Source organism: Kytococcus sp. HMSC28H12 (assembly GCF_001816045.1).
Classification (GTDB): domain Bacteria; phylum Actinomycetota; class Actinomycetes; order Actinomycetales; family Dermatophilaceae; genus Kytococcus; species Kytococcus schroeteri.
The window spans coordinates 1-1,561 of sequence record NZ_KV824623.1; the positions used below are offsets into that span (position 1 = coordinate 1).

The 1,561-nt window shown below is 76.3% G+C and carries 2 protein-coding genes; both read right to left on the reverse strand.

Annotated elements, in window-relative coordinates:
* A partial coding sequence (locus HMPREF3099_RS09925; protein ID WP_083323697.1) for an adenosine deaminase occupies positions 1-1,002 on the reverse strand: 1,002 nt, incomplete at its 3' end.
* A 35-nt stretch (positions 1,003-1,037) separates the two neighbouring features.
* Positions 1,038-1,561: hypothetical protein (locus tag HMPREF3099_RS09930; protein WP_237769825.1), on the reverse strand; the 524-nt coding region annotated here is incomplete at its 5' end.

Genomic DNA, 1,561 nt, shown 5'->3' on the forward strand with positions numbered 1-1,561 from the left:
CCGCGCGAGGTCCCCGAGGGCGGCGGCGTCCAGCCCGTGCACGTCGCGTGCGGCCACGTACTGGTCGGCCAGCCGGGAGCCGAAGAGCAGCGGGTCGTCCGCGCCGAGCGCCACCGTCGCCCCGGCGTCGAGCAGGGCCCGCAGGGGCACCTGGTCCAGGGCGGAGTACACGCCCAGGGCCACGTTGCTGCCCGGGCACACCTCCAGCGCGATGCCGCGGCGCACCACCTCCGCCAGCAGCTCGGGGTCCTCGCTGGCCCGCACCCCGTGGCCCAGCCGGTCCGGCGCCAGGGCGTCCAGTGCGTCGGCCACGTGGCGGGGACCGAGCAGCTCCCCGGCGTGCGGCACCGAGGCGAGCCCCGCCCGACGCGCGATGGAGAACGCCTTGGCGAACTCCGCGGTGTCCCCGCGGCGCTCGTCGTTGGAGAGCCCGAAGCCCACCACCGTCCCCGGGCCGTCCCCGGCGTGCTGGGCGGCCAGACGGGCCAGGGCGCGGGCGTCGTAGGGGTGCCGGGTGCGGCTCGCCGCCACCACCACGGCCACGCCGATGCCCTCCTCGGCCGATGCCCGGCGCGCCTCGTCGAGGACGATCTCCAGCGCGGGCGTGATGCCCCCGACGTGCGGGGCGTAGCTCGTGGGGTCCACCTGGATCTCCAGCCAGCGCGACCCCTCGGCGGCGTCGTCCTGCGCGGCCTCGCGCACGATGCGGCGCATGTCGGTCTCGGTCGTCACGCACGCCCTGGCGGCGTCGTAGAGGCGCTGGAAGCGGAACCAGCCGCGCTCGTCGGTGGCACGCAGCACCGGCGGCCAGTCGTCCACGAGCGCGCTCGGCAGCCGCAGGCCCTTCTGCGCGGCCAGCTCGCGCAGGGTGCTGATCCGCATCGACCCCGTGAAGTGCAGGTGCAGGTGCGCCTTGGGCAGGTCCACGACCCTGTCACCGGGCTGGAGCAGGGCGCCCGTGACGAGGTCGTCGGTGCGGGGGGTGGCGGTGCCGGCGTCCATGTCCGGAGTCTGCCACCCGGGCTCGAGCTGCCTCCTCAGGCGTCGTCGGCGTCGACCACGTGGTCCACGGCCGGGTCGCTCATCGCCCCCTCGCCCTCGTCCTCGATGCCGTTGGTGTCCTGCTCGCGGGCCAGGCGGTCGGTCGCGGGCTGGGCAGGGTCGATGCCGGCCAGCGCCCCGTCGGCCTCCCGCCCCGCGTCCTCGACCACCTCGCTGCCGTCCTGCACGAGGTCGTCGGTGCCCAGGTCCTCGGCGGTCACCTCGCCGTACTCCTGCTGGGCGTCCACCTCCTCGGCGGGGCCGTCCGGCTCGTCGTCATAGCTGAGCGTGCCGTCCCCGCTGAACTCCTGGTCGGGGTCCACGAGGTCGTCCACGGCGTCGAGATCGGAGGCGGTGCGGGGGAAGTCCTGGCTCATGGGGGTCTCCTGGGTCGTGTCCACCGGGTCGGCCCGCTGCGGGCGGGGCGTCAGGCCCAGTCTCCGCCCGTGCCCGGCGGTCGTCCACCCGGCGGGGTCCGTCGCGCCACGCGGCGGGGCCGCCCACCACGTGCGTGGTGGGC